Below are 22,245 nucleotides of genomic sequence, written 5' to 3' on the forward strand. Positions count from 1 at the left end.
ATTCAGAACAGCCGACTTCACAACGTCATTCGGATTCACAACATCGTCGATCCACCATTGACGCTGATCACCTGGCCGGTGAGGAAAGAGGCCTCCCTGCTGGCCAGATACAGCACGGCGGAACAGACTTCCTCGGTGGTCGCGAACCGGTCCATCGGGATCAGGGCTCGGTTCTTCGCGAACCGGTCCACTGCGTCGGCGGGCTGTGAGGCGACGTAGGGGGTGATCGTTCCGGTCGGTGCCACAGTGTTCACGGTGATGCCGTCCGGCGCGAATTCGCGCGCCAGGCCGGTGGTCAGGGCGTGGACTCCGCCTTTGGCGGCGTTGTACATGGCATGCTCGAAGAGACCGTTGCGCACCGAGTCGGCACCGACATTGACAATTCGCCCGTATCCGGCCGACCGCATCGCCGGAAGGACACTGCGGGAACAGTTCACGACGGTCCACAGATTGCGGTCGACGGTTTCCCGCGCTGTGGCCATCGTGTGCTGCAGGAAGGGCTTGATGATTCCGCCGCCCGCATTGTTCACCAGTACATCGACCCGGCCGAAGCGCTCCAGAGCCGCGTCGATCAGCCGCTGGGCACCCGCGTCGTCGGCGAGATCTTCGTCGATGTAGTGCCATTCGGGAGCAGTGGGACCGAGGAAGTCTCGGACCATCTGTTCGCCGTCGGGTCGGCGGTCTGCCGCGACGACGTGTGCACCTTCCCGCGCTGCGCGAGCGATGATCGCACTGCCGATGCCTCCGGCGGCTCCGGTGACCACCACAACCTGTTCACGGAATCTGTTCGGGCACGTGAACAGCGACTGCATTGCTGCGTCTTCTACGTCGGCCTGCGCCTGCTGGGACATGGGGGCTACTTTCCGAGGAGGAAATCGATGTGAATACGGTTGAAGGTTTCCGGGTCCTCGAACTGCGGCCAGTGCCCGGCCTCGGTCATCAAGGCGAACTGGGAGTTGGGGATCCACTCCGCGATCTGCTTGCCCACCTCGGGCGGTGCAGTCGGATCGTGGTCGGTCCACAGGACCAGCACCGGTGCCTGGATCTTTGCCCAGTCCGATTCGACCAGGCAGTTGCGGTCTTGACCGTCCGGGTCGGTGTGCCGCTTGAGGATGTTGGTCATCCTGGCGACGTACTCCGGGTTCTCGTAGATTGCGAGTCTGGTAGCGACAAGGTCCTCGGTTACGTCACTCGGATCATGGACCAACCATTCGAGGCGTTTGCGCACGCTGTCCTCGGAGGCGTTCTGCACGGCGTTCATCGTCAAGGTGGCCATGCGCTTGATGACGTCGTCCTCGAGGCGTAGTGCTGCTCCCGTATTCAGCACGATCTTGTCGACCCGGTCCGGGTAGAGCAGTGTGAACCAGGCTGCGATGCCGGCGCCCATCGATTCACCGCTGATCGAGGCGCGTTCAATTCCCTCGGCGTCCATGAATGCACGGAGGTGCTCCGCGTAATCCGTGAAATCGTATCCCTGGTCGGGCTTGTCGGTGAATCCGTGCCCGATCATGTCGATGGAATACGTGTGGAAGTGTTCCGCGTGGGGGCCGAGATTTCGCGTATAAGCCTCAGCATGCCCACCTGTGCCGTGAATGAAGATCACCGTGGGCTTGTGCCTTTCGCCCGCCTCGAGGACTCGGGTGCGTACCCCTCCGGCGTTCACCCATCGTTGACTGAACTCGACATTCCGCAGATCTGTCCACACACTTGCGGCAGTCATGAATATCTCCTTGAATACTAGTTTCGTTTTGTGTGATGTACGCCGTGTCAACGCTTCCGGCTTCAGTGCTCGAACCCGACCACGATCTTCCCGGGGCGACGCTGGTCGGCGAGCCTTCGGTAACCGTCGGGCAGCTCGTCGAATCTGATCGAGCCGCCGACGACTGCTGTAATGCGCCGCGCCTCTACCAGTGGGAGGATGCGCTCCCGGATGGCGGCTACTGTCTCCGCGAGATCAGGAAGTCCCTGACTCTTCCAGGTCGTCCCGATGATTCTCCCGCGCCTGCTCGACAGTGCGGCCAGGTCGATGTCAGCCGTCCGACCTCCGAGTCGGCCCACCGATACTATGGAGGAATCCCTGCGTAGGAGAGGGATACAGGCCTGGACGGTCCTACCGCCCACGTGATCGACCACGATGTCCACGCCCGCCTCGCCGACCAGATCCTTCAGTTCTCCGTCGGAGTTCGCGACCGCGTGGGCGCCGAGGTTCTGCAACATCGGGTTCGATTCGGACGACCGTGAGGTGGCGAGAACTGCGCCGGCACCGAGGGCGCCGGCCATTTGCACGCCGATCAGTCCGACTCCCGAGGTGGCACCGGTGATCAACACCCGGTGGCCGACGTTCATGCCTCCAAGCGTGACGAGTGCCTCGAACTCGGTGAGCAAGCCCATGGGTAGCGCTGCCGCCTCGAACCAGCTGGTGTCGGCGGGCACCGGCAGGAGTACTTCTTTGGGAACCGCGACGTAGTCGGCGTACGCGCCGGCGCACATCGCCATCACCCTGTCCCCCACTAGTAGTTCGTCAACAGATGGTCCGACCCCGACCACGCGGCCTGCCATCTCCATTCCCGCAATGTTGGGCCGTTGCGGATCGGCGAAGGCGCGCTGGCCGTATCTGCCGCGTTGATGCAGCAGATCGGCGCGGTTCATTGCTGCGGCGTGAACTTGGACCAGCACCTCCCCGGGACCCGGTGTGGGCACTCGAGTCTCGACCAGGCTGATTTCGCACGTTCGGGGATCGGGGATGGCGGCGCGCATCCGGCGTGCGACGGCGGTGGTCATAGGATGATGGACAGCACCCCGCCGACCTCACGCAGAGTGTGGTGACCGAGTACAGCGTGCTTGTAGGCGATCTTGAAGCTGTCGCCGTCTCGACGGAGTCTGTAGTGCACGTCGGCGACATACGATGTGGTGCCTGCCATTCGCGATCGGTAGACCACGATCGAACAGCGCGCCCCGAGGTCTCCGGATTCGTCATCCCACAGCCGGACGTTGCTGATCGTGCGCGTTGTTGTCGATCTCGGGTTTTCGATATGCGCCCACGTGCTCATGAGCCGTTGGATACGCCCACGCAGACCCTCGATGTCGTCATCGATCAGCGCCAGATCCATATCCACATCCCCGTCGGGATTATCCGTCGACGGAACGATGTATCGAGCGTCCTCAGTGAACAGGTCCCGCCACTCCTCGAGTTTCCATGCGTCGAGAAGCTGAGCCTCGTAGTAGAGGAAGTCCTCGACCGTCGAGCGTTCGAACTTCGTCGAACTTACCTGGGATGTCGGCGCGTATTTCATTCTTTTGCTCCCATCAGGTCGTCCCATCGGCGCCAGAAGGTCCGCATTTGCAGCTCATCCCAGTTGGGTGGGTCGAATTTATCCATTCCGCGCGAGACGTCGTTCCACCCCTCCCCGGGACGGCTCGCGTAACCCCGCTGGCACGACTCGAGAGCCTCGTTGTCGTCCGGTGTCGCCAGTCCGGCCGGCCCCAGAAAGGACAAGAACGACTCGTTGCGAACGCGCCTGGCGGCTTTGTCCTCGCCCCCGGGCGCCAACGACCACGCCGTCACGTTCATATGGCCCGGTTCGTTGGGGTAGAAGGTGCGGACGATGACCGCCATGATGTTGTTGATCACCAGATTCGGGAAGATCAGCATGTTGAAATCCAAGTTGGCGATGAGCTGCGCTCGCTCGTCACCGTGGAGTTCGACGAGCCTCCGATAAGAAGCCTCGACGGTCGCTTTCGTGTCTTCTCCCATCGAGGGTTGCCAGCGAGCGACCGGGCGCCCCCAGGGCGCCTGCTTCACAGTGACGGTGTGACCGTTACCGAGGTCGAACGCATGCGACTCCTTCCAGTCCTTCTCCGTGTTGCCGGCGACGTTGTCACCTCGGGTCTTCTGGACGTCCAGGTACGTCTTGTGCACCGGAATCGCGTGATAGCCGTCGGAACTGTTCTCTGCCAGCAGCTTCCAGTTCGACTTCATCGAGTATTCGTGCGTCCCCTGCGTCACCACCATGCCCACCTCACCGGCCGCCTGGTCCGCCGTGAGGTCGAGGTAGTACTTTGCGTCGGCTAGGTAGTCGACTAGCGGCTCCTGCTCCGGGTTGAAAGTCGCAAAGACGAAGCCGCGGTATGAATCGACTGCCGCAGGCTGAGCAAGGTTGTGATCCTCCTTGCGGAATCCGGCAGGGAATCCGCCTTCGTCCGGCATCGAAACGAGTTCTCCATCATTCGAGAACGACCACGAATGGTAGAAGCAGCGGAAGCGACGCTGATTGCCACGCCGTTCACGGCAGACTTCGGCCCCGCGGTGCGAACACGAGTTCAACAGCACTCGGGTCTGCCCGTCCCGGTTTCGGGTGAAGATCACCGGTCTTCCGGCGACTTCACGGGCGACGAAGTCTCCCGGGTTCGGAACTTCGGATTCGTGGCCGACATAGATCCAGCATTTGCTGAAGATCGCGTCCCGCTCCTGGGCCAAGAGGGAGCCTTCGGTGAAGACCGCCCGATTGACCAGAAACTTGTTCGGCGCGCGCAGATCCCGGACGAACTCGGTCTCTCGGCCCGGAACTCTGTCGACCTCCGCGGTCTGACTCGATATGGGTGCAAATCCTGACATGATTCTCCTCATCACCACCAAGGATCATTGGTTGGTCCATTGTGGCGCGATCGCGCTCAGCAGTCAATAGTTGATGAAAAACACACCATAGGGTCCATACACCCAGGTGAAATGGCATATGCGAGCGGAGCAACAGCGATAAGGCGACCCTCACCCAGCGCTTCGCATGCACACTGGCCCTACCATTGACCGCAATGTTGTCGTCCGAATACCCTCGGCTCCATTACCTATGACTGCAGGTTTGATCACTCACCCGAAGGAGCGTCCGCATGACACGGCGACACACCAGACCCCTCGCGGCGGAGAACGAACCGGTCCAAACGGGCGCTTCGGGCATCGGCGGGCCGACTGACATCCAGCCTGAATCCGATAAGCGCGAGGGCGACATACTCGTGACGCGACGGGCCGGCATCATGCACGTTGTCTTCAACCGTCCCGAGCGTCACAACAGCATCACCCGGTCTATGTACCGCGCCCTCCGAAGTTTGACTACCGAGTTGCGGACCGATTCGCAGATCCGCGTCGTCATCTTCCGAGGGGTAGGCGGACGCGCCTTCGCATCCGGCACGGAGATTTCGGAATTCCTTGCCATCCGCGATGGCGAGGATGGAATCGAGTACGAGGCTGAGTTGGTGGAGTTACTTCACGCGGTTCGGGAACTTCCGCAGGTAACGGTCGCCGCAGTGGACGGCGTCTGTGTCGGTGGCGGGCTCGCGATCGCCACTCATTGCGACGTTCGAATATGCACAGCCGGCTCGCTCTTCGGGTACCCGATTGCACGGACCGTGGGGAACGCGCTGTCGGCCAGTTGCCTGTATCGGTGTGCGGCCATTTTCGGGGAGTCGCTGACGAGCGCGATGCTCCTACTCTCCATTCTTGTGAGTGCAGAACAAGCACACGCCGTCGGAGCAGTGTTTACGATTGGCGCCGAAGGCAAACTCGAGGACGAGGCAGAAGCTGTCGCGGCGCGAGTACTGGCTAATGCCCGAGAAACGATTCGTGCCACCAAGGAACAATTGCTACACAGAGCAGACCGTTTCGAGTCTGCCCCTCACGACGATGAGGAACGGATCGCTCGCGTCTACGCGAGCCCGGACTTCCACGAGAGGGTTCGTCTCTTCCTCTCGAAGGAGACTCCGACAAAAGGAAAGTGACCACGGTCGCGCGAACCTCAGGCTGTGATGCGCTGGACGAGGTGAAACAGACACGGGCCGAACCGAACACGCGACAGTGGCGAACGGCGGGCGCCCTGTGCTCCGCGCTCGATGACTGGTAGTGACCTGCAAGACCCTGTCGAGAAAAAGTGGCGGTTGACACAGCCTCGATCGCATGGATCAATGGTACTACCTTCGAGCGATGCGCTCAGGTTTCTCAATGTCTCACCGGAAGGAGATCGGTATGGTTGTCGACAGAGAGCGGGCCCGGGATAGATCAGGCCGCGGCGCCCTCGAGGCGTTGAGCGCTTCACGCACCAAGCCGTGGATGATCGTCGCTCTACTCATGGTATTCGAGCTGATCAACTATGCCGACCGTTCGGTCATGGCACTCAGCGCGGAATATATCATGGACGAACTCAACATTTCGGAAGCTACGTACGGACTGATCAGCTCGTCCTTCTACTTCCTCTTCGCAATCACCGCGATTGGGGTGGGGTTCACGGCAAATCGATTCCAACTCAAGTGGATTCTGCTGATCATGGCGGTTGCGTGGATCATCACGCAAGCACCCGTCTTCTTCTTCGGAGGTGCTGGAGTCCTCCTGTTCAACCGAATCCTCCTCGGCGCGGCCGAGGGCCCAGGCGTCTCCATGGCAAATGCAAGTGCGTTCACCTGGTTCCCGCCCGAAAAGCGAGGACTTCCGGCCTCGCTGTTGTCCGTCGGATCGTCGATGTCGAAGGTCATCGCGGCGCCGCTGCTCACCCTGCTCATCGTGGCAGCGGGGTGGCGTTGGGGATTCCTGGCCCTGGCGATCGCCGGCACGATCTGGTCCGCATTCTGGTTGATTCTCGGCGGAGATGGGCCCTACAGGATCAACCATCAGCCGCTCCCGTCCCGGCGTGGCCCGAATGGGACAGATGGTTCCGCGATTCGCTCCACCGAGAAGGCAGTGCGGCGGGAACTATTCCGGAAGGCGGTCCTGAACCGCACTTTCGTCATGATGCTCATCGGCACCATTCCGATGTACGCACTGATCACCGTCATCCTCAGCTGGATGCCGGCGTATCTCGAAAGCGGGCTAGGCTTTTCCCGTCAGAACTCCGGGCTCCTGTTTGCCCTGCCCAGCCTCGCAGCGCTTGTACTGATGGTGATTACGGGAACTGTCACCGACAGGCTGGTTGTGCGGGGCGTCTCGATGCGAATCGCACGCGGAATCATTCCAGCCGTCGCGCTACTGCTGGCCGGCACCTGCGTCATCCTCATTCCCTGGGCGGCGGGTATGCACGCCTTCTGGGCAGTTGGATTGATCATTCTGGGATATGGATTGGGCATCGCTGCCATGCCGATCTCCTACGCGGTCGCAGGCTCGCTCGCAGCACCATCCCAGCGACCGAGTGTTCTGGGACTGTTTGTCGGGCTACAGAGCCTCGCGGGTGTCGTCGCGCCCTGGTGTACAGGCATGCTGGTCGCCGCTGCGGACACAAAGGTCGAAGGCTACAACCTGGCATTCAGTCTGCTCGGCCTCGCGATCGTCATCGGCGGTGTCATCTTCGGCATCGGAACGAACCCCGACCGCGACAACGTCAAGGCCACAGCCGAACCAGCGACGGGTGTCGAGGGCGAGCTCTGAGTCTCGCCGATCAATCAAAGTGCGGCTAGACGGCGGAATCGACTGCCATGGAACACCAACGGAGGTGTGTCCGGGTCGGCGCGGAGGCCGTGCACCTCGAGTACGACAATCGCGTGATCTCCTGCGGGGAGTTCCGCGTGCAATGAGCAGTCGAGCCACAGGCTGGCGCCGTGGACGAAGATGCTGCCCTGTGCGGATTGGTCCCACTCCACCTTGGCGAATCGGTCGCCGGTCTTGTTCGACAAGCTGAGGCAGGTCTCGTCGTGGCCTTCGGCCAGCACGCTGAGCCCGAGTCGCGTGCGGGTGCGCAGTCGCGGCCATGTCTCGGAGGTGTCCTGTACACAGACGGAGACGAGGGGGGGTGTGACCGATACCGACGTGAAGGAGCTCGCAGCCATACCCACTGGTTCGCCGTCAACGGTCGCGCATACGGCGGTCACGCCCGACGGGAAGCATCCGAATGCCTTCCGGAGCAGGATGGCGTCGTGGTCGAAAGGATCAATGTCGATCATTGTGTGTCACACCTTCTTCGAGGATTTCGTGCCCATACTGTCTACGTCATGCACTGAACTTCTCCGCAATGGGAGCTACAGGCTGCATCGCATCGCACCCGCCGGCGGCCCTCCGTTTCTCGAGGGACTGCACCGGCACCTTCTCGAGGGACTGCACCGGCACCGCGGCTGGATTTACCGGTCGCGCCGACGCAATGTGCAGGTCTGCCAGAATCGACTCGACTATCGTGGCCTGCCATTCGGAATCCCCGCTAGGGGGTACTTCCGACAGGCCGCACGCGTGTGGCCCGCTGGCGGGTCGTACATAGACGACGACTCCACATTCTTCTGCCGAGACCGCGGCGAGTCCTCGTTCGAGGGCGTTGCCGCAGTCACAGGCAGTCGACCCCAGAACGTCACCGGTCAGGCATTCAGTGTGCACGTAGAGCGGGACGCCGACACCGTTCTGAACGTCTCCAGAAATCAGGACCATGTGCTCCGCACCGTCGTGGACACCGCGATAGCCGAGAGCTCGGAAATGACCGTGCACAGTGGGCAGCGCGGCCGCAGCCAGCCGTCGCACCTGAGCCTCCGCCCGTCGGCGATACGTAGCCAAGTCCGCTATGGTCACGATTTCGAGCCCGTGCTCGGCCGCGAAGCGGGTGAGTTCGGCACCCCCTGCCATCTCGCAGGGGCGCTCCGTCGACACGACCTCGCAGAGACCCCCGGCCGGCCGTGATCCAGCCAGTCGGGCGAGGTCGACCGCCGCCTCGGCGCGTCCGGGACGTTGCAGCACACCTCCCTCGCGGGCTGCGAGCGGCATGACGTGTCCCGGCCGGGTGAAGTCGCCCGGTGCGGCCACCGACGAGGCCAGGGCGGCGATCGTACGGGCCCGATCCGCCGCCGAGATGCCGGTTCCGTTGCCCCGCAGATCGACCGCCACGCGATACGCAGCACCGAATTGGTTCTCGTTGCGGTGATACATCGGTGGCAGCTCGAGCCGGTCGCAGTCCTCGTCAGTCAGTGCGACGCAAACCAACCCGGAAGTGTGCCGGACGACGAACGCCAGCAATTCCGTCGTGGCGTGCTCGGCCGCGAAGACGAGATCGCCTCCATCTTCGTGTTCGTCGACGACCACGACCGGATGCCCGGTTGCGATTGCGGCGACGGCCCGTTCCACATTTTCGCGCATCGGCGATGCGGTGCCGAGATTTCTCATGCCCGTCCTTTCCTGAGCCTGACGGCGCGGCATCAGCTTGGCCGCGTAAAGACCGGGTTCCCGCTTTGTGACCGTTGCTGTCAGCGAGGGCCGTACACGATGAACAGGTTGTTCCATGGGTCTGCTGCGACCGCCCGGACCTCGTGCGGTCCCTGTTGCCGGGGGTGGACGATGCGTCCACCCGCTCGTCGGATCGATTCGAGCGCAGTCCCGACATCGGCAACCTTGAACGATGCGCACACGCATTCCGTCAGGTCTTCGACCGGAGCGGCGAGCGCCAGAGTCGTCCCGCCCGCGTCGAGGGCTGCATACCGATCACCGTCGATGAACTTGGTCGTGATGCCGAGACTGTCGCTGTAGAAGGTCGCCGCAGCCGTGACGTCTGCGACCGGATGGGTGACATTGCCGAGTTTCACCTCTGCCGTGCTCACATCGGATCCTTTCAGAATGTGGTCCAGCCGGCATCGACCGGAAGTGCTGCTCCGGTGATGAACGCGGAGTCGTCGGACGCGAGGAACACGACCGCGCGGGAGACGCTGTCCGGCGGAATCAGTCCGTCGGGAAGCAGCGAGCGATCGAGTGTGAAGAACCGGGGCTGCCACTGGCTCGACTGCTCGATGGTCCCGCCCTGCAGCATCTTGGTGTCGATCATGCCGGGAAGAATCGCGTTGACGCGAATGTTGTGAGAGCCGGCCTCCCATGCCAGGGTCCGCATCAATCCGAGCACACCGTGCTTGGCGACGGTGTACGCAACCGAGGACGGCTGGGCTTTGATGCCCATCGCCGAGGAGGTGAGGATGACCGAACCGCCCAGTCCGCCTTCGATGATCTTCGGAATGAACGCCGTGGTCGCCTTCCACGCCCCGGTCAGGAGGACGTCAATGCTCTCCTGCCAGTCGTCTTCCTTGGTTTCCCATGAATTTTCAGAGATTGCCCAGATCCCGTGATTGACGGCAAGGATGTCGATGCGGCCGAACTCGGTCATCACCTCGTCAGCGCACTGTTTCAGAGCGGTCAAATCCCGGGCGTCGACCTTGCGCGCAAGGACGCGCTGATCTTCCTTCTCCACGAGGCGCACTGTTTCCGCCATGTCGTCCTCGGTGGCGCCCTCATGAAGGGGTGTCCGGAGGCTTTCGAGGATGTCGAGGGCAACGATTGTGGCGCCCTCCTGAGCCAGTGCGACAGCGTGTGCGCGGCCTTGACCGCGAGCAGCGCCGGTCACCACGGCAACTTTTCCCTTGAGTCGTCCCATCAGTTCTTCCTTTGCAGCGGCTGCCGACGAACTCGCGGTGAGCCGACGGTGGTATGTGGAGTGTCAGAGAATTTCGACGGCATCGACGACGAACGTCATGGTGCCTGACTGAGCGAAGGGGAGAGAGTCGAGAGCCTCCTTGATGGCGCCGGCATCGAGTGCCTCCATGACCAGGTAGGCGCCGGTGTCGTCGGTGCGCCGGATGACCTGTTCGATCACCCCGGCGTCACGAAGCTCGTTGACGCGGGCAATCTCCGCGGCCATCTCCGGCGCTGGGTCCTTACCTTCGACGAATCGTGCGTCGACATGAAATTTCATCGTCGCCCACACCCCTTTCGAGTCCCGCACGGTAGTTTCGTCACTTGAGCAGCAGGCCGGCGTCGATCGGCAACGTGACGCCGGTGATGAGACGTGCGTCGTCCGACGCCAGAAAGACCACGGCCTTGCTGATGTCCAGCGGATCGGCCACTGCGACCGGGAGGGCATGCAGCGATGCCGAAGCAGCCTCGAAGTCCTCCCTGGTGGGGTGCTCGAGGTCGGGCCGGAAGATCTTGAATGTCTCGTCGTTCATGATCATGGGTGTGTCGACTTGGGTCGGATGCACACTGTTGACCCGGATGGAGTATTGAGCGAGTTCGGCCGCCATGGTCTTCATCAGTCCGACAACTCCGTGTTTCGCTGCACTGTAGGCGGCGATGCCCTGATAGACGCGGAGTGCTGCCATCGAACTGGTCAGGATCATGGATCCACCACGGTTGCCCTCGACCAAGTAGGGGACCGCGGCTCGGCAGGTCTTCCATACGCCCGTCAAATTGATCGCGAGCATCTGCTCCCACTGTGAATCTGTGATCTGGTGCGCGGGTATTGCGGATGCGGCAATCCCTGCATTGGCCACCACGATGTCGAGTCGGCCGAGTTCCTCGACAGCGGTGCGTAACGCTGCAGCGAGGCCGTCCCCGTCGCGAACGTCGACCTGCGCGGTGACGATCCTGCGCCCGAGATTCTCGACCTCTTTCGCGGTTTCGGCGAGTTCGTCCTGTGATCCGAGTGGATACCCGAGGCCCAGCTCGGGCTCGTCGTGCGCGATGTCGACGGCGATGATGTCGGCGCCGGCGCGAGCGAGTTCGATCGCGTGACTTCGGCCCTGACCGCGTGCTGCGCCGGTAACGAAGGCGACCTTCCCGGACAGACTGTTCATGAGACAACCCCTGAATCGTTTGGGGAACGGTGAGCCACGTTGTCCGTGGCCCACCGTCCAGCCGGATACGCCCCACTCGGGGGGGCGGTTGTGTGCGTTGCACCGGCAATTCGCGGTTGGGCGGTTTGCCGATGGGTGGGTCAGGAACGCGCGGCGGTTTCCGCAGCGTGCTTGGCCATGGCGTTCTCGACGCTCTTCATCTGCGCACCCCCGAGATCGCCGCGAGTGGTCGCCGCCCAGTCGGCACTCGCCTGCAGCGACTCGATGCTCCCCTGGAAGGCAGGGAGGACGCGCTCGGCCATGAGTTCGTACGAGTGCAGAGTATTTGCCCAGTTCGCCCATTCGTGGGTCATGACCAGGTACGCACCGAAACCGCCGTTGGATTGAGCTTTCAGCGTGGAAATCTGCTCGATCGCATCGTCCGGGGTGCCGATCACGCCGAGGCCCGAGTTGATGACGAAATCGATGCGCTCCTCGGTGGTTCTGCCTGCGACATCGAAGTGGACCGCTGCCTGAACGTCCTGGAAGTACTCGAACCAGGCGTCGATGCCGTGCCGTACCTGCTCGCGGGCGAGCTCGCGGGTTTCAGCGATATGCATGGGGCCGACCAGCCGCCACTTCGAACGATCCGCGATCTGCCCGAATTGGGCGGCGCGCTGTTCCATGACGTCCCAGTGCAGGGCCAGAGTGTCGACGCCATCGGGTGCCATCGCCGACATCGTTGCGCCGATCGAGAGGACGCCATCGCCGTACTTTCCGGCGATACGCGGCCCGGTCGGAGATGCCACCGCCGCGACAGCGACTTCGAAGTCCGAGTACGGGCGTAGCTGGGTCCGTGCTTCCACCAACGTGTATCGCGAGGTCGTCTCCGTGACGGTCTCACCCGCCAACAGTCGCTTGAGGATGTCGACATCCTCTTCGAGCGCGTTGCGCTGTTCGAGTGGATCGAGACCGATCATGTATGCGTCCGTGGTGAGCGCGCCGGGGCCCAGCCCGAGCATTGCGCGGCCGCGCGTCAAGTGGTCGAGCAGGATGAAGCGGTCGGCAACCCAGAGCGGGTTGTGGTAGGGAAGCGAGAGGACACCGGTGCCGAGTTTGATCGACTTGGTCTGGGGCGCTGCGTTGGCGATGAACGTGATGGGATCCGCGATGATCTCGGAACCGCAGGAATGGTGTTCCCCGATCCACGCTTCGTCGAATCCCAGTTCGTCGAGGTGCTGGACAAACTTGATGTCCCGGTGCAATGCAAGATGCGGGTTCTGCCCCATGGGCAGGTGGTACGGGGCATGGAACACGCCGAAACGAAGCCGGTCGGTCATGAAATTCTCCTTGTTTGCTGCTGAATCGGGATGCGATTACGTGGTCTGGTCATGTGTGCCGGCGTATACCGTTGCTTTGCAAAGGTTGTCGCACCGATAGGCCACCCTGGTTATCCTCGCCTCCAGATCGCCACGCTCGGCGATGCCGAGCAGGGTCGCCTGTGTTCGATATCGACGCTACGAGGAGAATGAGAGACACGTCACTGTCGTTTTCGACAGGATCTTTCGGCAATCATCGACCGGTACGACAAAGCACGACAACGTCGGCGGCCCCGGGGTCGGGTATGCCGCCGACGTTGTCGTCATCGGGAAGGTCTCAGCGTGCCGCAGCGGCCGCCGAGTCGTCGACTCTGCCGAGTACGAAGTGTTCGTATCCGTTCGCTGCGATCTCGTCGCACCGGTCGCGATAGCGGTCCAGTCCGCCTGCGTACGGAAGGAACCGGCGAGGCTTACCAGGAACGTTCTCGCCCGTGTACCACGATTTGGCCTTCACGTAGAGGGTCGCGGCGCCCACCTCGTCCACGTGGTGCGCCCACTCCGCCTCGAAGTCGCTCGTCGTCTCGATCGTGGTGATCTCGTGCCGACGTAGGTAATCGATGCAGGTGGTGATCCACTCCACGTTTTGTTCTGCGAAGGCCACCACGTTGCCCAGGACCGCTGGGCTTCCGGGGCCGTTGACGAGGAAGAGGTTGGGGAACCCGGCAACCTGAAGACCGAGTGCGGCCTTGGGGCCCTCCCGCCAATGTTCCCGGAGCGCTCGGTCGTCGCGCCCACGGATGTCGATCTCGGACACGGCACCGCTGATCGCATCGAACCCGATTGCGAAGATGATCACGTCGACATCGTGCTCGACGCCCCCGCAACGGATCCCGTTCTCGGTGATTCTCTCGAGCGGAGCCTTGCGAAGATCGACCAGTTGCACATTCGACCGGTTATAGGTTGCGAAGTAGTCGGTGTCGGCGCACAACCGCTTCGCCCCGAAGGGATAATCGGTGGGGCTCAGGGCCGCCGCGGTCTCCGGATCGTCGACGATGTCGGCGATCTTGGACCGCACGAACCGTCCCACCGTTTCGTTCACATCGAGGTCGGTCATGGTATCGGAGAAGGCACGCAGAAGAGCGATTGCACCCCCGAGCTGCCATCCCGCTTCCAAGACGCGTGTGCGCTCCTCTTCCGTCAGATCTTTCCCTGGTCCGGGCATGGAGATCGCTGGTACGCCGGAAGGCGCGCGTCGGGCACGTGCGCGGCGACCGGCATAGTCCGCCTTGACGTCATCGAGTTCGCTGCCGGTGAGGCGGCGGTTGCGTGCCGGCACGGTGTAGTTCGGGGTGCGCTGGAGCACGATGAGGTTCTCTGCATCCTCGGCCACCTTCGGGATGACCTGAATTCCCGTAGACCCCGTACCGACGACAGCGACCCGCTTGCCCCGGAAGTCGACTCCCTCTGCGGGCCAGCGGGCAGTGTGGAACCACTGCCCACGGAAGTCGTCGAGCCCTGGGAAGTCCGGCTTCTTCGGTGCCGACAACCCTCCGGATGCCATCACGCAGAAGGTGGCACGAACGCTGTCACCTGTGTCGGTCTCGAGCACCCAGCCGTTGCCGGTGAACCGGGCAGCGGTGACTCGGGTGTTGAATGCGATGTGCCGACGCAGGTCGAACCGGTCGGCTACGTGGTTGATGTAGGCCAGGATCTCTTGCTGCGGTGCGAACCGTTCGGACCAGACCCACTCCTGCTGGAGATCCTCGGAAAAGGAATAGGAATAGTCGATGCTTTCGACATCGCAGCGGGCACCGGGATAGGTGTTCCAATACCAGGTACCGCCCACGTCGGCGCCGGCCTCGAGCACCCGTACACGCAGGCCCATCCGGGTCGCACGGTGAGCTAGGTAGAGCCCGGAGAATCCCGCGCCGACTACTACGACGTCGAATTCGGGCTCGTAAATTTCGTCCTGCACTTTGCCGATCCTTTCTTCAGGTCATCCGCGTGGGACGGTGAACGGGTCACGGGTCGCACCCGACAGCTCCAACCACACGGATTTGACCTGGGTGCAGTCGAGGATGGCGTCGGGGCCGTTCTCACGGCCGAACCCGCTCTGTTGCATGCCCCCGAAGGGAACGTGCGGAGAGGTGTTGCGGTAGCAGTTGATCCACACGACGCCGCAGCGGAGCCGTCGTGCCATTCGGTGGGCGCGCTGCACGTCCTTGGTCCACACTCCCCCGGCGAGCCCGAAGACCGTGTCGTTACCGAGCTCGATCGCATGCTCCTCGTCGCGGAACGGGACGACCGCGAGAACCGGTCCGAAGACCTCCTCACGTGCGAGCTGCATGTCCGGTTGTACCCCGGCAAAGATCGTCGGCTCCACGAAGTAGCCATCGGGAACGGCAGCGGGTGCGGCCCGCTTACCACCGGTCACCAGAGTGGCGCCTTCGGCAACGCCGCTCGCAACGAGGGCGAGGACCTTTTCCAACTGTGCCTCGCTTACGAGTGGACCCATTTCGCTTGCCGGGTCCTGCGGGTCTCCCAGTCGAATGCTCGCCGCCCTCACCCGAAGTCGTTCCACCAGCTCGTCGTGGATCTCTTCCTGCACGAGCAGGCGGCCGCCGGCGATGCACATCTGTCCGGTGGAAGCGAAGATTCCACCCACCACTCCGTTGATGGCCGCATCGAGGTCTGCGTCAGCGAAGACGATGTTCGGGGATTTGCCACCGAGTTCGAGGGTCACCGGGGCCACATGTTCGGCAGCTGCTTTCATGACGTGGGTTCCCACGGCCGTCGACCCGGTGAAACTGACCTTTGCCACCCCGGGATGCCGGGCGAGTGCGTCACCGACTGTCGCTCCTGGTCCGGTGAGGACATTGAAAGCCCCTGGCGGGAACCCCGCCTCCTCGACGAGTTCTGCAAGCAGCAGTGTGGAGGTGGGTGTCTGATCCGCGGTCTTCACCACGACGGCACAGCCCGCCGCGAGAGCAGGTGCCACCTTCATCGTGGTAATCATGACCGGACTGTTGAAGGGGACGATCGCGGCGACCACGCCGACCGGCTCGCGGGTGGTATAGACGAGGTAGTTGGGATCTCCGGTCGGAAGAGTCTGGCCCGCAAGCTTGTCTGCGGCACCCGCGTAGTAGCGCAACCAGGCCGACACCTGCCCCATCACCGGGCGGGTCTCCCGGATCAGCTTTCCGTTGTCGCGGGTCTCGATGGCCGCCAATCGGTCGGCATCCCGATCAACCAGATCGGCGAGCCGATTGAGCAGGTGTGCCCGCCGCGGCCCAGGAGTTGCTCCCCATTCGCCGGCCATCGCTTCGGTCGCGGAAGCAACCGCACGATCGACGTCGGTGCCATCGGCGGCGGGAACTCGCGTCCACGCGAGACCGTTCGAGGGGTCGATGGACTCCATGGTCTCCCCGCCGGCCGCGGCGGTCCACGTCCCGCCGATGAACATCGAGCTCGGGGGGTTGCCACACCGGTCTGCCTGCACTTCGTTTTGAGTGATGGAGGTCATGCTTTCACGCTACGAGTCGGTGAGCGTCAAAGGACCTGTTGCATCCGTTAGGGTTTCGACGAGCGGCAGGTGTCAGAGATCTGGACGGCGACGGAGCGTATTGCGTCGTCGGCCGCGGCGAGGGTGCCGAACATCGAGAAGAAGCCGTGCGCCATGGAGTCGTACCGATACACGCTGGTCGGCACGGAGTCCTCTTCGAGTCGACGTGCGTAGTCGAGTACCTCGTCGCGCATCGGGTCGTATTCGGCCACGACCACGACGGCCGGGGCCACTCCCCGTAGATCCGCGGTCAAACCGGGCGATGCGGCGGGTTCACTGCGCCTGCCGACATCCGGAACATACTGTGACCAGAACCATTCCATGTCGTCGGCGCTGATCAGCAGTTTCCCGCCGCGCTCACGGTAGGAGTCGGTCTGCATCCGATGGTCGAGCACCGGGTAGACGAGCACCTGCAGCGCGATCCGCGGTAGTCCTCGATCCCTGGCGTTCTGGGCGACAGCGGCGACGAGGTTTCCGCCGGCGCTGTCACCCATCACGACCAGAGGCGCGTCTGCTGCGAGTTTGTCGGCGATCCACCGCACGGAAGAGTCGGCGTCGTCGACTGCTGCCGGGTAGATGTGCTCGGGCGCCAGCCTGTAGTCGATGCTGACGACGTCGCAGCCGGTGAGCCCGGCGAGCACCCGGCAGAATCCGTCGGATTCCTCGAGTCCGCCGAGTACCCAACCCCCGCCGTGGAAGTAGACGACAACCCCTTCTGGCGGCCCGCTCTGCGGCCGGTAATGACGTGCGGCAATTCCGTCGGCACGTTCGGGAATCCGGAGGTCGACGACCTCGGCGAGTTCGATAGTCGGCGCGGTCGCCGACCGCAGGGCCGCGCGACGGGCACGGACCTCGGTGGCACCGAGTTCGCGCATCGGTTCGCCCAGGTGCTGTTGGAAGAGGTCGACGACAGTCCGCATCTGCGGATCCAGTGGGCGGGCGAGGAGCTCGCCAGGACGGGTGATGTCGGCCCGCTCGACGTCGGTCATCGCCGACCTCCGTGCACGCCGGCGAAGTACTCGCGATTTCGACTGCCAATTGTGAAGTGCTGCATACTGTCAATCGTGGGGAGCGATACCCCGATCCGGCAACTGGCGTTTATGCCAGTTTCGGCCGCCGCCCCGGCATCTCGATGAGAACCTCCGTACCGCCGCCGGGACACGACTTGACGACCATGAGCGCGGACTGCTCGGTCAGCTTGCGCCGGGTCGCGGTCAGCCCGTACCCGGGCGGCGCTCCGCGCAACCCGACTCCGTCATCGGCTACGCGCAGCACAACTCCATTCGTTTGTCGGGCCACCAGGACGACCGTGATCAGGCACGGCCCGGCATGCTTGGCGGCGTTGACCATCGCTTCCCGACCCGCCGAAAGAAGGACCGCTGATCGTCGCGAGTCCAGTTCGGAGACGCTGTCTCCCTCGGGCAGTTCGACCCTGATCTCGATCCCGAATTGCTGCTCGACCTCGGCCACGATCGTGCACAGTTCCTCACCGAGCGAGCGAACCGGGCTTGCTGTCGACGCAAGATGATGAATCACTTCCCGAACCTCGCGATCCCCCCGCTCCACCAACTCGAGGGCCCGCCGAACATCGCGATGCGCTGGATGATCTGCCGGTAGCTCGCCGCCGATACCTTCCTCGAGGCTCTGCAAGGAGAGTTTGCCGGCGAACAGCAACTGGGCCACTCGGTCGTGGATGTCGTCGGCAATGCGCAGTCGTTCCTTCATCCGCGCCGTCTCCGCCTGTTCACGCAAGTATTGGTCGGTCGTCCACCCCAGTGCTATCGTCTCCGCCATCCGTCGGACGGCGTTGCGCTCGTGCCGCCGGAACGGGAGCCAGGGTGTGCGCAGAAGCGCCAGCGTCGCACGGACCTCTCCGTCGACCACGATCGGCACCTGCATCGATACCCAGCCGAATTCCCCCGGCATCTCAGGGCGGTGCATCGCGCTGCGGAGACCGGCCGAGTCTGCGTCGATCCCGCCGAGGAACCCTGTTTTCGGTTCGACCGGCTCCGCGTCACCCACCGCAACCCGGTGTCCGTCCTCGCGGAATGTGAGAACGACCGCCACGCAGGACAACACTCGACGGAAATCGTCAAGATAGGTTGCGAAATCATCGGTTCCGGTCCCGGACGCGATGGCTGCGGCAGCACGGCCGATCGCCACCACCAGTTCCTCGCGTTGACGCATCTCGAGTCGCTGCCGCACCTGGGCCACCGCCGCCGCGATGAACGGTGTGAGACGTTCGGCGAGGCGTGCTTCACGCCAGGTGAACGGAGTGGACCGGTTCGCCACGTGGACGACTCCGAGCCGCTCACCGCCGACGATCATCGGCAACGTGATCAACCGCTCCACCCGGAAACACTCGTACCACTCGGGAAAGCGAGGCAGGTCCACCGCGGGATTGTTCGCGAGCATGGTCTGTCCGGATCGGAATACCTCCGCGGTCGAGGTCGCCACCTCGGTGCGCTCGACCAGCGCGGCGGCGGCCAATTCATCGGGGACCCCGAACGATCCGGGAAGTACCTGCAGAAAGTTGCGGTCGTTGAGCACCGAGACTCCTGCGGACGTTCCGTCGACCAGCACCCCCAACGCCGCCGTCACTCCCCCGAGTAACTCTTCGACCGACTCGGCGGTCAGGGCAAGTTCGGCGAGTATTCGTCCACCGGCGACGATCAGACGCTCCTCGACCGGCACCACACCCTCGGCGGCAACCGCGGCGGACGCAGTACGTGCAAGAGCCCGCAAGGCAACCCCGACCCGGCGTTCGAGCACGGGCGTGTGAGGCCACTCGACGGTCAGACTGTACGGATTGTCGTGGTCATCCGAGACGGTGGCGATCGTGACGTCGGTCGATCGGCTCTGGTGCAACGGCACCACCGCGCGTAATGGTGAGCGGTCGGTCACCGCTGCGGGGCTCATCCCGGTGGGTAGCCCGCAGGACGCCACGATGCCGCCCCGGTCCGAAAGCGTGACCGCATTCGCGTTCAGGATTCCCCGCGCGGTTTGCACGAAACGGAGGGCACGGGTGCCGTCGACCGTTCCGGCATCCTGTGGAGTCACCGCAGACATGGCGTCTCTCGTTCGGTGGTCACCTCGGGATCGATGAAGCCCTCGCGCAGGGCTGTGACGATGAGTTCGGGCGTCGTACGCACACCGACCCTGTCCTTGATGCCGTTGACGTGGAATCGAACAGTGGACTCGGAGATGTGGAGCCGACGTGCAATCTGGCCGTATGTCATACCTTCGGCGACCAATTCCAGTACTCGGACCTGGTGCTGAGTCAGAGCTTTGCTCGCCGCGCCGGATGCCGACCGTTCGGCGCCGGCGGCCAGTGGGTCACGGCACACCACTCCTGTCCGACCGTCGATCACGGCACCGAGAACCGACCGAAGTTCTTTGAGTCCAGCACCTTTGGTGACATATCCTGCGGCTCCGGCACGCAGGCACCGCTGGATGACGTCCTCCGCGCTGGAGGTGCTCACGACGACCACCGTGGTGCCGGGCCGTGCATCCACCAGCGCCTGGCACAGCCGGTCTCCGGTCGTGTCGGGTAGGCGGTAGTCGATCAGGAAGAGTTCGGGTCGATGTTTGCGTTGCACACTCAAAGCGTCTGCTGCTGAACCTACTTCGTCGACAACCTCCACCGGGGTGTCGCCCAGCGCACCGACCAGTGCGCGCAGTCCTTCGCGGACGACCTCGTGATCGTCGACGATGCATGCCTTCACCACTGTATTTCCCACCTTCCCGTCGAACTCAGATGATGCTGTCCTCCCGAAGACGCTCGACGTCGTCGTTCGACAGGTCGAGCCAGGTACGCAGTACCTCCTCGGTGTCCTCCCCGAGAAGAGGGGCAGGCGCAGTCGCAGGCACTGGCGAACTCCCCATCTGCAACGGACTTCCGAGCACGGTGCACGCCCTGTCGCCGTCCCCGATCTCCATGATCATTCCCCGGTCGCGCAGCACGGGGTCGTGGATCACCTCGTGTAAGGATCGGACCGGCGCGGCCGGGACGTCGGCTTCCTGCAACAGCCGGAAGGCGTGGGCCTTGTCCAGTCCTGTGGTCCATGCGGTGACCGCGGCGTCGACGTCGTCCATCTTCAGGACCCGCCCGGCCGGGGTCGCGAGAGCAGGATCCGAGGCAAGGTCATCGCGTCCCATGACACGGCACAGGTCCGTCCAGTGCTTCGGCCGCAGACAGAGAATCGCCAGCCACCCGTCCGTGGCCGGATAGATGTTGTAAGGGCAGACCGCCAATCCGCCGTGCCGGTTACCCGTGCGCTCCGGGAATTCGCCGTCCGCCTCGAGCATCCCCGCGATGTTCGAGGTCAAGGTCGGCACGATGGCGTCCTGCATTGCCACCTCGACATGCTGCCCCAGCCCGGTCCGCTCCCGTTGGAACAGCGCCGCGAGGACGGCCGATGCGAGATGGCTGCCCGCCGCGAAGTCGACCACCGCCGGCCCGGCCTTGACCGGCGCGTCATCCGGGAACCCCGTCGTGGATACGACGCCGGACATGGCCTGAACGGTTACGTCCATCCCCCGCATCCCGTCGGCCGCGGGATGGTCGCCGTATGCGCGCCCCGACGCGAGAACCAGCGACGGCCGCACCGCATGCAGCACGTCCCACCCGATGCCGAGTCTGTCCATGACACCCGGAGCGAAGTTCTCCACCACGACGTCCGCTCGCCGAACCAGATCGAGAAACACCTCTTTGCCCTGCGGCTTCTTCAGGTCCAAGCGCACACCCTGCTTCCCCGCGTTGAGCATCAGGAACGCCTGGCCGGACGTCGCCCCCGTCGAGCGCCAGCGAATAGGTTCACCGCCGAAGGGCTCGATTTTGATCACCGTGGCACCGAGCGACCGCAACAGGTGGGTGCAGTACGGACCGGCATACACCTGACCGAGATCGAGCACGACGAGACCACCGAGCGCGGTGCCCTGCGTGTTGCGATCTTGGTTGGGCGTATTCGTCATCTTCTCGCTCCGTCCGTATATCCGGATTTGAATCCGTAGGTACGGATAAACATAGGCAGTCTCGGCATTCTCGTCAATGGGGGTCGCTACACTCGTGCTCGTGCCCCCGCGCCATCACCGCACCGTCGACCGAGTCACCGCTATCCTCGACGCGGTCGCGCCGGTTCCTCAGGGGCTGACCCTTGCGACATTGGCCGACCGCTTGGACGCACCGAAGAGTTCGATACACGAACTGGTGAACGGACTCCTCGCCACCGGGTACCTGATCGAGCATGAGCACCGAATCAGCCTGGGACCGGCGCCTTTCGTGCTCACGCTGAGCGGGAACCGCCTCGCGGCCCAGGAGGTCGACCGAGATCTCCTCCCACGTATCCACGAGGCGGTCGAATGCAGCGTGCTGATCGGAATCCAGGTCGGGATGTCGCTGGTGTACATCGATCAGATCGGCGAGGAACCCGCGCTCGAGTTCGCCGCCCGCAATCACAGCCGGCGATCGCTCTACGGGACCGCCTCCGGCAAGGTCATCCTGGCCGACCTTCCCGGACGTGAGATGGATGCCTTGCTGCACTCGGCGTCGTCCGCCGACCGCGCTGAGGTAGACCGTTTCCTCGCTGAATTGCCCGAGATCAGGGCTACGGGATTGGCCTACAACCTCGGATCGACCATACCGAACGTCTATTCCGTGGCGACGGCACTCCGTAGCCCCGATGGCACGCTCGTCGGCGCCGTCTGCGCGGTCGGGCGGGAAGAACTGCGGGAGTCCCTTCCCGACATCGGGCGGCGGATCCAGTCGTTGCTCGGCAGCAGAGACGCCACACCCCGCTCCGCCGAGCGGCGATAGCCGCCCCC

General features: G+C 63.6%; 21 protein-coding genes. 3 read left to right on the forward strand and 18 right to left on the reverse strand.

The window, feature by feature from the left end; all coding sequences use genetic code 11:
• Positions 1–35: 35 nt before the first annotated feature.
• The 5 genes from CA951_RS30895 to CA951_RS30915 form a co-directional block, all read right to left on the reverse strand.
• Complete coding sequence (locus tag CA951_RS30895; protein ID WP_256974156.1) at positions 36–851, reverse strand: SDR family oxidoreductase; 816 nt, start codon at positions 849–851, stop codon at positions 36–38.
• A gap of 5 nt (positions 852–856) precedes the next feature.
• A complete protein-coding gene (locus CA951_RS30900) occupies positions 857–1,720 on the reverse strand; it encodes an alpha/beta fold hydrolase (RefSeq protein ID WP_087560481.1) in 864 nt (287 codons plus the stop codon).
• 62 nt (positions 1,721–1,782) lie between these two features.
• The gene (locus CA951_RS30905; RefSeq protein ID WP_087560482.1) at positions 1,783–2,781 is read right to left on the reverse strand and encodes a zinc-binding dehydrogenase; all 999 of its coding nucleotides are present in this window, start codon (positions 2,779–2,781) and stop codon (positions 1,783–1,785) included.
• On the reverse strand, positions 2,778–3,293 hold the full coding sequence (locus CA951_RS30910) for an aromatic-ring-hydroxylating dioxygenase subunit beta (RefSeq protein WP_087560483.1): 516 nt from the start codon (positions 3,291–3,293) through the stop codon (positions 2,778–2,780). Before CA951_RS30910 ends, CA951_RS30905 begins: the two co-directional genes overlap by 4 nt.
• Positions 3,290–4,627 (reverse strand): aromatic ring-hydroxylating dioxygenase subunit alpha, encoded by a 1,338-nt coding sequence (locus tag CA951_RS30915; protein ID WP_306300867.1) that lies wholly within the window; start codon positions 4,625–4,627, stop codon positions 3,290–3,292. Before CA951_RS30915 ends, CA951_RS30910 begins: the two co-directional genes overlap by 4 nt.
• Positions 4,628–4,884: 257 nt before the next feature.
• Here CA951_RS30915 and CA951_RS30920 point away from each other — a divergent pair, with 257 nt between their 5' ends.
• Both CA951_RS30920 and CA951_RS30925 read left to right on the forward strand, forming a co-directional pair.
• Positions 4,885–5,769, forward strand: a complete 885-nt coding sequence (locus CA951_RS30920) for an enoyl-CoA hydratase-related protein (RefSeq protein WP_218780537.1) — start codon at positions 4,885–4,887, stop codon at positions 5,767–5,769.
• A 244-nt stretch (positions 5,770–6,013) separates the two neighbouring features.
• Positions 6,014–7,402 carry an MFS transporter gene (locus CA951_RS30925; RefSeq protein ID WP_179220374.1) on the forward strand — a complete coding sequence of 463 codons (1,389 nt, stop codon included), beginning with the start codon at positions 6,014–6,016 and terminating at the stop codon, positions 7,400–7,402.
• Positions 7,403–7,416: 14 nt separating this feature from the next.
• Here the strand turns inward: CA951_RS30925 and CA951_RS30930 are convergent, their stop codons facing one another.
• From CA951_RS30930 to CA951_RS30990, 13 genes are all read right to left on the reverse strand, one after another.
• Positions 7,417–7,914, reverse strand: a complete 498-nt coding sequence (locus CA951_RS30930; RefSeq protein WP_087560486.1) for a flavin reductase family protein — start codon at positions 7,912–7,914, stop codon at positions 7,417–7,419.
• A gap of 46 nt (positions 7,915–7,960) precedes the next feature.
• Complete coding sequence (ribB, locus tag CA951_RS30935; protein ID WP_087560487.1) at positions 7,961–9,112, reverse strand: 3,4-dihydroxy-2-butanone-4-phosphate synthase; 1,152 nt, start codon at positions 9,110–9,112, stop codon at positions 7,961–7,963.
• 80 nt (positions 9,113–9,192) lie between these two features.
• Complete coding sequence (locus tag CA951_RS30940) at positions 9,193–9,543, reverse strand: VOC family protein (RefSeq protein WP_087560488.1); 351 nt, start codon at positions 9,541–9,543, stop codon at positions 9,193–9,195.
• An 11-nt stretch (positions 9,544–9,554) separates the two neighbouring features.
• Positions 9,555–10,364 carry a mycofactocin-coupled SDR family oxidoreductase gene (locus CA951_RS30945; protein WP_087560489.1) on the reverse strand — a complete coding sequence of 270 codons (810 nt, stop codon included), beginning with the start codon at positions 10,362–10,364 and terminating at the stop codon, positions 9,555–9,557.
• Positions 10,365–10,427: 63 nt separating this feature from the next.
• A complete protein-coding gene (locus tag CA951_RS30950) occupies positions 10,428–10,682 on the reverse strand; it encodes a hypothetical protein (RefSeq protein ID WP_143543117.1) in 255 nt (84 codons plus the stop codon).
• Positions 10,683–10,722: 40 nt separating this feature from the next.
• Positions 10,723–11,562, reverse strand: coding sequence for a mycofactocin-coupled SDR family oxidoreductase (locus CA951_RS30955; RefSeq protein ID WP_087560491.1), 840 nt, complete (start codon positions 11,560–11,562; stop codon positions 10,723–10,725).
• Between the two features lie 140 nt (positions 11,563–11,702).
• Positions 11,703–12,881 carry an LLM class flavin-dependent oxidoreductase gene (locus tag CA951_RS30960; RefSeq protein WP_087560492.1) on the reverse strand — a complete coding sequence of 393 codons (1,179 nt, stop codon included), beginning with the start codon at positions 12,879–12,881 and terminating at the stop codon, positions 11,703–11,705.
• 316 nt (positions 12,882–13,197) lie between these two features.
• The gene (locus CA951_RS30965) at positions 13,198–14,835 is read right to left on the reverse strand and encodes an NAD(P)/FAD-dependent oxidoreductase (protein ID WP_256974158.1); all 1,638 of its coding nucleotides are present in this window, start codon (positions 14,833–14,835) and stop codon (positions 13,198–13,200) included.
• 21 nt (positions 14,836–14,856) lie between these two features.
• Positions 14,857–16,383, reverse strand: coding sequence for an aldehyde dehydrogenase (locus CA951_RS30970; RefSeq protein ID WP_087560493.1), 1,527 nt, complete (start codon positions 16,381–16,383; stop codon positions 14,857–14,859).
• A 47-nt stretch (positions 16,384–16,430) separates the two neighbouring features.
• Positions 16,431–17,411, reverse strand: a complete 981-nt coding sequence (locus CA951_RS30975) for an alpha/beta hydrolase (protein WP_087560494.1) — start codon at positions 17,409–17,411, stop codon at positions 16,431–16,433.
• Between the two features lie 109 nt (positions 17,412–17,520).
• On the reverse strand, positions 17,521–19,491 hold the full coding sequence (locus tag CA951_RS30980) for a GAF domain-containing sensor histidine kinase (protein ID WP_087560495.1): 1,971 nt from the start codon (positions 19,489–19,491) through the stop codon (positions 17,521–17,523).
• On the reverse strand, positions 19,479–20,150 hold the full coding sequence (locus CA951_RS30985) for a response regulator transcription factor (RefSeq protein WP_143543118.1): 672 nt from the start codon (positions 20,148–20,150) through the stop codon (positions 19,479–19,481). The genes CA951_RS30980 and CA951_RS30985 overlap by 13 nt, the downstream gene beginning before the upstream one ends.
• A gap of 25 nt (positions 20,151–20,175) precedes the next feature.
• Positions 20,176–21,396 (reverse strand): CaiB/BaiF CoA-transferase family protein, encoded by a 1,221-nt coding sequence (locus CA951_RS30990; RefSeq protein ID WP_087560497.1) that lies wholly within the window; start codon positions 21,394–21,396, stop codon positions 20,176–20,178.
• 100 nt (positions 21,397–21,496) lie between these two features.
• Here CA951_RS30990 and CA951_RS30995 point away from each other — a divergent pair, with 100 nt between their 5' ends.
• Positions 21,497–22,237, forward strand: a complete 741-nt coding sequence (locus CA951_RS30995) for an IclR family transcriptional regulator (RefSeq protein WP_179220375.1) — start codon at positions 21,497–21,499, stop codon at positions 22,235–22,237.
• Positions 22,238–22,245 lie beyond the last annotated feature (8 nt).

The organism is Rhodococcus sp. NCIMB 12038 (assembly GCF_002165735.1).
Classification (GTDB): Bacteria; Actinomycetota; Actinomycetes; order Mycobacteriales; family Mycobacteriaceae; genus Rhodococcus_F.

Bases quoted from the DNA above. Each gene is read 5' to 3' on its own strand.
- CA951_RS30895 (WP_256974156.1), bottom strand. From the start codon at position 851: ATGTCCCAGCAGGCGCAGGCCGACGTAGAAGACGCAGCAATGCAGTCG.
- CA951_RS30920 (WP_218780537.1), top strand. From the start codon at position 4,885: ATGACACGGCGACACACCAGACCCCTCGCGGCGGAGAACGAACCGGTC.
- CA951_RS30975 (WP_087560494.1), bottom strand. From the start codon at position 17,411: ATGACCGACGTCGAGCGGGCCGACATCACCCGTCCTGGCGAGCTCCTC.
- CA951_RS30945 (WP_087560489.1), bottom strand. From the start codon at position 10,364: ATGGGACGACTCAAGGGAAAAGTTGCCGTGGTGACCGGCGCTGCTCGC.
- CA951_RS30910 (WP_087560483.1), bottom strand. From the start codon at position 3,293: ATGAAATACGCGCCGACATCCCAGGTAAGTTCGACGAAGTTCGAACGC.
- CA951_RS30990 (WP_087560497.1), bottom strand. From the start codon at position 21,396: ATGACGAATACGCCCAACCAAGATCGCAACACGCAGGGCACCGCGCTC.
- CA951_RS30915 (WP_306300867.1), bottom strand. From the start codon at position 4,627: ATGAGGAGAATCATGTCAGGATTTGCACCCATATCGAGTCAGACCGCG.
- CA951_RS30930 (WP_087560486.1), bottom strand. From the start codon at position 7,914: ATGATCGACATTGATCCTTTCGACCACGACGCCATCCTGCTCCGGAAG.
- CA951_RS30960 (WP_087560492.1), bottom strand. From the start codon at position 12,881: ATGACCGACCGGCTTCGTTTCGGCGTGTTCCATGCCCCGTACCACCTG.
- CA951_RS30925 (WP_179220374.1), top strand. From the start codon at position 6,014: ATGGTTGTCGACAGAGAGCGGGCCCGGGATAGATCAGGCCGCGGCGCC.
- CA951_RS30905 (WP_087560482.1), bottom strand. From the start codon at position 2,781: ATGACCACCGCCGTCGCACGCCGGATGCGCGCCGCCATCCCCGATCCC.
- CA951_RS30970 (WP_087560493.1), bottom strand. From the start codon at position 16,383: ATGACCTCCATCACTCAAAACGAAGTGCAGGCAGACCGGTGTGGCAAC.
- ribB (WP_087560487.1), bottom strand. From the start codon at position 9,112: ATGAGAAATCTCGGCACCGCATCGCCGATGCGCGAAAATGTGGAACGG.
- CA951_RS30980 (WP_087560495.1), bottom strand. From the start codon at position 19,491: ATGTCTGCGGTGACTCCACAGGATGCCGGAACGGTCGACGGCACCCGT.
- CA951_RS30950 (WP_143543117.1), bottom strand. From the start codon at position 10,682: ATGAAATTTCATGTCGACGCACGATTCGTCGAAGGTAAGGACCCAGCG.
- CA951_RS30900 (WP_087560481.1), bottom strand. From the start codon at position 1,720: ATGACTGCCGCAAGTGTGTGGACAGATCTGCGGAATGTCGAGTTCAGT.
- CA951_RS30955 (WP_087560491.1), bottom strand. From the start codon at position 11,562: ATGAACAGTCTGTCCGGGAAGGTCGCCTTCGTTACCGGCGCAGCACGC.